The organism is Anaeromicropila populeti, from assembly GCF_900112775.1.
In the GTDB taxonomy this organism is placed as follows: domain Bacteria; phylum Bacillota; class Clostridia; order Lachnospirales; family Lachnospiraceae; genus Anaeromicropila_A; species Anaeromicropila_A populeti.
Map to the genome: position 1 here is coordinate 29697 of NZ_FOYZ01000013.1, position 9837 is coordinate 39533.

At 35.3% G+C, this 9837-nt stretch carries 1 protein-coding gene (cut by a window edge); it reads left to right on the forward strand.

From position 1 onward, the window contains the following. Positions 1–9834, forward strand: partial view of a non-ribosomal peptide synthetase gene (locus tag BM305_RS15010; protein ID WP_092562545.1) — the end only. Its footprint begins 11964 nt before the window's first position; the window shows 9834 of its 21798 coding nt (coding positions 11965–21798); its start codon lies off the left edge, out of view; it ends in the stop codon at positions 9832–9834. The last annotated feature ends 3 nt before the right edge of the window (positions 9835–9837 follow it).

The following is a 9837-nucleotide window of genomic DNA, read 5'->3' on the forward strand; positions in this document are numbered from 1 at the left end:
GATAAGACAAATGTCATTTGGGGAGGATTTATAAAGGATGTTGATAAGTTTGATCCAGAGTTTTTTGGAATATCTCCTAGAGAGGCTAAACTTATGGATCCACAACAAAGGCTTTGTCTTGAGCTGGCGTGGAGTGTGATTGAGGATGCTGGTTATGATCCAAAAGAATTGGCTGGAAGTAAGACGGGAGTCTATATTGGTGTAGCCGATCACGATTACAATGATATTGGAATAAGTATGGAGAATGCCAGCCGATCTCAAATATTAACAGGAAATGCACATAATATATTAACAGGCAGAATTTCCTATTTATTTGATTTTCATGGTCCAAGCGAACCCGTAGATACTGCTTGTGCCAGTTCATTAATAGCACTTATTCATGCAGCTGAAGCAATACAAAATGGACGGTGTGATATGGCTCTTGCAGGTGGTGTACATATTATGCTGAATCCGTCCATGTATGTATCCTTTGACAGTCTTGGCATTCTAAGCAGAGATGGGAAATGCCGAACATTTGACAAGGATGCAAATGGAACCGTTCGTGGAGAAGGTGCTGGGCTTGTACTTTTAAAAAAATATAGTCAGGCAGTAGAAGATAAGGATCACATTTATGCCGTCATTAAGGGAACTGGAGTTAGTCATGGAGGTTTTTCAAATTCTATGACAGCACCAAATCCAGCACAGCAGGAAATGGCCATTTTAGATGCAATGGAAAGAGGCAACATTGATCCTGGAACAATCAGTTATATTGAAACCCATGGAACAGGTACCATACTAGGAGATCCAATTGAAATTACTTCTTTAAAAAATGCATTTACAAAAATGTATCAGAAGAAAAATCTTTCACTTCCGACAAATAAATTTTGTGGGCTAGGTGCATTAAAGACGCAGATTGGACATCTTGAAACAGCAGCTGGAATTGCAGGAATATTAAAACTGATTCTTTGCATGAAATATGGTATGCTGCCAGGAATACAGCATTTTAACGAATTAAATCCTTATATTAATTTGGAAGATACACCGTTTTACATTGTAAAAGAGCCAAAGAAGTGGGAAAGATTAATAGACCCAGAAGGAAATGAACTGCCATATTGTGCAGGAGTAAGTGCTTTTGGTTTTAGTGGCGTTAATGCTCATATTTTATTAGAAGAATATAGAGAAGAGCAAATGAAATGTGAAAAGGAATCATCTGAGTTGATTGTGCTGTCTGCAAAAAATCGTGAGAGGTTAACGGCGTATGCAAACTCCTTCTCTAGTTATATTAGAAAGAGAGCAGGAAATTGGATAGAAACCAGCGGAAAGGCTGTTACGCAGGATGAAGCTATCTTAGATGACCGTAATGATATTATTGAGTATATTATTTCGTTTATCAGTGATGTATCTGGAACATTAAAATCAGATATTGACAGAGAATTACCAATGACGGAATACGCATTGTCACCTTTACAATGGATGCAGTTGATAGATGGGGTAAATAAAAAATTTAATAAGAATCTATCAATAGAAATAATAAACAGCAATCATAGTATCAATAAGATTTTCAGGAATATGGCAGGAATAAAAGCAGACAAAAAAGTTTGTGAGAACATAGAAACCCATTTATCACAACTTCCGCCTTTATCAGAACTGGCAGAGACTCTCCGAAAGGGAAGAACTCCAATGGAAGAACGTCTGGCTGTGATTGCAGAAAATTACGATGAACTTCTACAGTGTTTGGAACAATACATAGACAAGAATTATAATTCTGATAAATTGTACTGTAAAGAAAATATTTCTATAAAAGAACAAAGAAGCAACACAGATATATTAAACCAGCTGGCATATAATTGGGTATCAGGAGAAGATATAAAGGAACAGGAAACTCTTAAGAAACAAAAACCAAAACAGAAGGTTTCACTTCCAACGTATCCATTTGAGAAAAAAAGATGCTGGGCAGATAACAGACTGAATTGTAAAGGTTCACTAGAAAAAATAGGAGATAAGGCTTTCGTTGAGCAAAAGCTTGCAGATAGTCCAAATTCAATATATAAAAAGACGTTAGTAAGCAAAGAATTTTATCTCAGAGATCATATTGTAAATGGAAAATGTTTATTGCCAGGAGTTGTTTATATTGAAATGGCAAGGCAGGCAGGAGAATGTGACAAAACGGAGAGTAAAGTTGTAAAAATCAGCAAAATCGTATGGTCTAAACCAATTCAGGTAAGTACGGCTTATAGAAATGTACAGATTGAGTTGAAAAAGAAAGAACAATCTACTTTATTTGAAATTGCCACAGCAGAAGAAGGAATTCATGCACAAGGTAAGATTGTATATGGAGAAGTCTTTGGTACGAACAAGGAAAGACTGCATTATGATGAAGAAATTCATCAATATGGTGATAACCTGAGAAAAAAAGAGTTTTATGATTTGTTTGAGAGATGTGGTTTTCAATATGGGAATACCTTTAAACCAATTGAAACGATCTACTTTAACGAGGATGAAGCAATTGGACTATTGCAGGCAGAAGGAGAGTTATTTGCAGAGTTTAATAAATATGTTTTGCACCCAGTAATTCTTGAAGGAAGTCTTCAAACAGCAGGATATTTATTAAATAAAAATAGTAACCCAACAAATCCATATGTTCCATTTGCAATTGAGGAGATAACGATATATGACTCTCTGCCACAAAGGTGCTTTGCACATGCCAGATTAGTGCAGAATAGAACCAGCGATAATCAAAAAGAGGTTGACATTACAATCTATAATATGTCAGGTAAAGTACTACTTGAAATTAAAAAATATATGGTGCGGTCGATGAGTGGAGCGGATAAGAAATATGAAAAATATGAAGCGGTACGTGAGACAACAGCCAACAGCATTTCAAGTAAAGAAAAACAAGTGGCAGATAGTGAAAGCTATATAGAAGACGAATTGCTGAATATTGTATCTAACATTTTAGGCATAGAGAAGCAGGACATTGATGTAGAAAAAGAACTTGAATATTATAACATGGATTCCATGCTGCTTACTGAATTTTCCAATAAGATTAATGCGAAGTTTAACTGTGATCTGACGCCAGCATCATTTTTTGAAATTGAACCATTAACGTTAAGAAAAATTGTAAAGTACATGAATGAAAAGTATGGTGAAATAACATGTGATTTTGAACAGGAGTATATAGAACAGGAGTATATAGAAAAGGAGTATATAGAACAGCAGGAAACAGATGCAGGGGCGGCTCTGAGTAAGCAGCAAGAACCGATTGCTATTGTGGGCATGTCAGGACGTATGCCAATGTCTGATGACTGTGAGGAATTTTGGAAAAATCTTATGAGCAATGAAAGCTTAATTTCAGAAATTCCAGAAAATCGATTCAATTGGCGGGAGTACTATGGGGATGCCATAAAAGAAGAGAATAAAACAAATAGCCGATGGGGCGGATTCATGAAACAAGTTGACAAATTTGATGCAGGATTTTTTAATATTACCCCAAAGGAAGCAAGGCTTATGGATCCACAGCAAAGAATTTTTTATGAGACAGTGTGGGAATTATTGGAGGATGCAGGTTATACAAAGAAAGATGTTTATGGAAGCAGGACTGGAGTATATCTGGGGGTATCCAATTTAGACTATTCTGATATTGTACATAAGTATAAAACAGATGCGTTAACAATGACAGGAAATAATCATCCCTTAATTGTAAATAAAATATCACACTTTTTCAATTTTACAGGACCTAGTGAGCCAGTTGATACGTTATGTTCCAGCTCCTTAGTTGCAATTCACAGGGCAGTAGAAGACATTAGAAATGGTATGTGTGACATGGCGATAGCCGGAGGAATAAATGTTATTTTAACACCAAGTCTCTATATTAGTTATGGTAATGCAAATATGTTAAGCTCAGATGGCAAGTGTAAAACATTTGATAAAAGTGCTGATGGGTTTGTAAGAGGAGAAGGAGTAGGTGCATTATTGTTAAAGCCTCTTAGCAAAGCAATTGAGGATCGGGATCATATTTATGCTACAATAAGAGGAAGTGCTGTAAACCACGGAGGTCATTCAAAATCATTAACAGCTCCAAATCCTAATGCACAGGCAGAAGTAATAAAAATGGCATTGAGGCGCAGCGGAATCGACTTTCATACAGTTAACTATATTGAACTGCATGGGACAGGCACTGCTTTGGGAGATCCAATTGAAATAAATGGATTAAAAATGGTTTATGAAGATACGAAAAGCTTAGAAAGTACTGTAAGGCTAGATAAGTGTGTATTAGGTGCAGTTAAAACTAATGTGGGGCATTTGGAATCTGCGGCAGGCATAGCTGGTGTTTTAAAAATTATTTTAGCTATGCAGCATAAAGTCATTCCGGCCAATCTAAATTTGAATACGTTGAATCCTTATGTGGATTTAGGTAACACCCCATTTTATTTGCCACTTGAAAATGAAGAATGGGAGTCTGTGACGGACAAAAATGGTATGAGAATTCCTAGAAGAGCTGGCATTAGTTCTTTTGGTGCAGGCGGTGTAAATGCTCATATTATTTTTGAGGAGTATACTCAAAACGTGAAAAGACAGTCTGAACCAGATGAAGCACCATATCCTTTTGTCCTTTCAGCAAAAGATTCAGAAAGGTTACAGACATATGTAAATAAGGTTCTGCTTTATTTGCAGGGTACTGCGTATGAATTAAAAGATATTGCATATACCTCTGTCTTTGCAAGAGAAGAAATGGAGACAAGGTTGGCAGTTGTTGCGTCAGATAGAAATGAACTAATAAGTAAGTTAAATGATTATTTAGGTGGAAGAAGAACAGAAGGCTGTTATTGTTCAGAGTATAATGAAGCAGGATACGGAAAAAATACTGGTGGAATGGATTATGGTAATAGAGACTTGAAATCCATCTGTCAGGCATGGGTAAGTGGAGATTCAATTAACTGGAATGCTGTTTTTGCCCAGACAGATTATAAAAAAGTAAGTTTTCCGAAATACCCATTTCAGAAGAACCGATATTGGGTTTCGGATAACCAGGAGCTTGTACAGAAAATACAAGATCATAAATGTGAAGATGAATTTGTATATGAAGGACAGTCAACGGAACAGGAAATCAAGTATAAAATTAAATTGTTCAAAAATGCAGATTATATTAAAGATCATGTTATAGAGGGAAATATAATCCTGCCTGGTGTTGTGTATTTAGAACTTGCTAGATTTGCGGCTCTAAAAGGCTTTAGTAAGAAGGTAAGTGGATTAGAAGAAATTACTTGGGTTCAGCCAATTATATTTACAGAGCCAGAAGTAGAAGTTTTTGTATCATTCAGCATACAAAGCGGAACAGAAAAAATCTCATTTAAAATTGAAAGTAAGACTAATGCAGGGGAAGCTTTACATTGCAAAGGCTTACTGTCATTTGAAAAATTGTTGCCGGAAATAGTTTCAGTGGACGAAATAAAAGAGCGTTGTCAGGACATGATTGATAAGAGCAGCTGCTATAAAAGATTTACGGATTTTGGATTTGAGTATGGCAGCTCATATCAAACAATACAAAATGCCTATATTGGAACAGATGAAGTATTCATTGAACTATCTGCTGATAAGAAGCAAAAGGGATTTGTTCTGAATCCATCTGTTTTGGACGGGATGCTTCAGAGCACAATGGTTGATAGTGTAAATATGGAAGCAGAAGATATTTACTTACCGTATGCAATTGAAAACATCCAGTGGACAGATGAAATTCCACAGGCTGCTTATGTCTATGCAAAAAGCATTACGCAGCAGGGAAATAGTTATAAAAATAAAGAATATCAAATATTTTTGATAACAGAAGACGGAATGGTCCATGTAAAAATTCATAAATTTGTGAAAAGAAAAAGCAATACAAAAAGAGATAATATTTTGTTGTGCCAGGAAGAGTGGTGGGAAGAGGAACAGCAGCCGGCCATCAATAGCGGTGTAAGGAATAGAATCGTTGTTTTCTCAGAAAATCCTGCATTTGAAAGCGAGTTAAAAAATGAATTAGGAATGAAGGATATCACCTTTATAAGAGAAAATGAGTATTACCCAGCTTTTCAAAAACTAAAGGAAACAGAATATATTCCAACTAAAATAGTATACGCAAAATCCATAAAAGCCGATTGCAGAGCGGAGCAGGTAGTTTTTGATTTAATGGAGCTGGTAAAAGCCGCAGCAAAAGTGTTTGGAAAAAATAAAATGGAATTTATATATTTATATGTAAAAACGGATTCTATAAATTATGCGTATCATAAAGCAATGAGTGGATTTTTAAAGTCTGTCATGCTTGAGTTTGAACACTATTCCGGAAGAACAATCGAAGTAGAATTAGAAAAGGCAGCTGTGCAGTGTGCAAAAGAATTAAAGATGCCAGACTACAATTCATTTGTTGAAATAAGATATAGTGGAAACCGAAAGGTAAAGAAGCTTAGGGAGTTTGAATTTTTACAGGATTCCAAGAAACCAGCCTTCAGAGAGAATGGAATTTATCTGATAAGTGGAGGAATGGGTGGAATTGGTATTTTATTAACAAAATATCTTCTACAGAAATATCAGGCAAATGTAATGATGGTAGGACGAAGCCAGAAGAATGCCAAAATAGAGCAGCAGCTTCAAGAACTCAATGCACTGGGAGGAACCTGCACATATAGCACCGTAGATATTACTGATAAGGAAGAAATGCAACTACTGCACAAAGAAATAGAAAACTCTTTTGGTAATTTAAATGGTGTGCTGCATTTAGCTGGTACTGTTAAGGATAGTTATCTCTTAAGAAAGACCAAAAAACAAATGGAAGAAGTTTTTGCACCTAAAATTCAAGGAACAATCTATTTGGATGAAATGACAAAGGATTATAAATTAGACTTTTTTACAATGTTTTCGTCAATTACAGGAGTGTTGGGAAATTCTGGGCAAAGTGATTATGCCTATGCAAATCATTTTATGGATGCATTTGTTTTTCTGAGAAACCAAATGCAGGAAAAGGGAAAGCGTTTTGGAAAAACGTGTTCAGTCAATTGGCCACTCTGGCGTCATGGTGGAATGAAGATTGATAAATTGATGGAAGACAGAATGAAACAAACAACTGGATTTGAAAGCATGTCAGATGTAGATGGTATAAAATATTTAGAGAGAACCTTAGAATGTCCACAGTTTATGGTTTTGGCTGGAGATAAAATAAAAATGAAAAAGCTTTTTCAAATTAAGGAATCAAATCCAGGTGTAGTGAGTGAAACAGTAATTGATTTAGAAGAAACAAAAGACACATTCAAATATGATCATTTAAAAACACTGACTATTGATTTTTTAAAGGAAGCGATAGCAGAGGTAAGCGAAATACCAATTGATAAAATTCGAGAAAAACTTGCGTTTGACCGATATGGAATTGATTCTGTAATGCTGATAAAATTAGGAAGTAAACTAGAACCAATTCTAGGAAAAGTATCCAATACCATATTTTTTGAATATCAAAATATTGAGGAACTTGCCAATTACTTAAATGAAGAACAAAATGATTTGCTTATCAATTATTTTAAGATGTCAGGTCATTTAAATGAAGAAAACAAGGAATTAAATAAGGATGTAAGGCAAGTAGATGAAAAAGTTTTATCTATCAGCCAGACTGTAAAGGTGGAACCCCAAAATATCGAATTAGTTAATAGGCAAGATATTGCTATTATTGGTATGAGTGGAAAGTTTCCGATGGCAGACAACATAAGCGAGTTTTGGGAGAAGTTAAGAGAAGGAATTAATTGTATTTCTGAAATTCCTGAATCCCGATGGAATGGAGACAAACTATTTTCTGCTAATAAAGAAGATGTTGGTAAAAGCTATAGTAAGTGGGGAGGATTCATAACAGGAGTTGATGAGTTTGATCCAATGTTTTTTCACATAGCACCAGCAGAAGCTGAATTAATGGATCCCCAGGAAAGACTATTTGTTCAGGAAGTTTGGAAAACATTAGAGAATGCAGGAAGTACTAGAAGTGAGCTTGGAACAGACGTAGGGGTTTTTGTAGGTGTTATGTATAAGCATTATCCATGGATTGCAAAAGGAACGGAAATGGAAAACTTACTTTCTTGCACATCCTATTGGGAAATTGCAAATAGGGTCTCTTACTTATTTGATTTTCAAGGTCCTAGTTATGCCATTGACACAGCTTGTTCCTCTTCCCTCACAGCAGTCCATTTAGCTTGTGAAAGTATTAAGAGGGGTGAATGTAAAACAGCAATCGCTGGTGGAGTTAACCTCAATCTTACACAAATGAAATATGTTGGATTAAGTCAAACTAAAATGATTGGAAGCTATGATAGAAGTATGAGTCTTGGAAAAGGGGATGGCTATGTGCCGGGAGAAGGTGTTGGTGCTGTCCTGTTAAAGCCACTTAGTGAAGCAATAAAAGATAACGATCATATTTATGGAGTAATAAAAAGTACATTATCGAATCACGGAGGAAGAACAAATGGTTTTGCTGTTCCAAATCCAGTTGTGCAGGCAGAATTAGTGACAAAAACAATACAAAATGCAGGACTTAAAGAATCAGATATTAATTATATAGAAGTTGCAGCAAATGGTTCAGAACTAGGGGATATGGTAGAAGTAAATGCTTTAAAACGTGCATTTGCAAAGAAAGTGTCGAAAAAGTCAATACCAATTGGAACAGTTAAGGGAAATGTTGGTCACTTAGAAGCGGCATCAGGAATGTCACAGCTTATAAAAGTATTGCTCCAAATGGAAAAGAAAGCTATTGTTCCTATTATAAGTGCAGAATCATCTCGGGATGATATGAATTTAAATAATTCACCTTTCTATTTGGAAGATCAGTTTGTGCCATGGAAGATAGAAGAAAATCAGAAAAGGCGTGCATTAATCAGTTCGTATGGTGCAGGTGGAGCCAATACCAGCATCATTGTAGAAGAGTATGAAAATACAGTGGGTAATACAGAACCAGATGTTTGGCCAGACTTTTTCGCATTTTCAGCAAATAGTAAAGACGCATTACATTCCCTATTAGTAGAAATGAGAGATTTTATTTTGACTCATGAAGAGCAATTTAATTTCAAGGATATGTCGTATACATTATTGGCGGGAAGAGAAGCACTAGAAGAACGCATTGGAATTGTTGCAAATAGTAAAGAAGATTTAATTGAAAAGTTAAATTCCTGTATGAATGGTGAAAAACAAGCGGGCATATTTGAAGGATATGTTGTAGAAGGCACAGAAGAAACTGCTTTGACGCAAAATGAAAGCATTTTATCAAAGCTGCAATTGGCAGTTTTATGGACAAATGGTGCTGCTGTCAATGTAAAAGCAATGGAATCATATAAGAATTGCAAAAAAATTGCATTACCATCCTATCCTTTTGCAAAAGAAAAATATTGGCTGCAAGAAAAAACGGATGCTATTACAGAAATTAAGGAAAGACAGATTGATGAAAACTATTTTGAACAAGGAACTTCTATTGAAGATACGTTAAAAACAGTGTTATCAAGCTTAACAAAAGTACCTGTGGATAAAATAAATGTTGATACACCTTTGCATAAATACGGTTTTGACTCTTTAACAGGAATGCGGTTTATGAATCAGATAAAAAGTATTTATGGAATAAAGCTTCAAGTAAATGACATTTTTAAAAATTTTACAATACGTAAAATGGAGGTTTTCTTAAGCAGCAGAGTAAAACATCAAAGTTCCGAAAGTAATATGGTGGTACAATTAGAGCAGAGATTAAAGGGAAAAGAAAAGGAGTTTATTGTAAAAGAATTATTGATTCATGTAAAGAATAAAACTGTTACTCCAGAGGAAGCGATGAGAATACAGAATCGTGTATTATTATCTCAATGATTG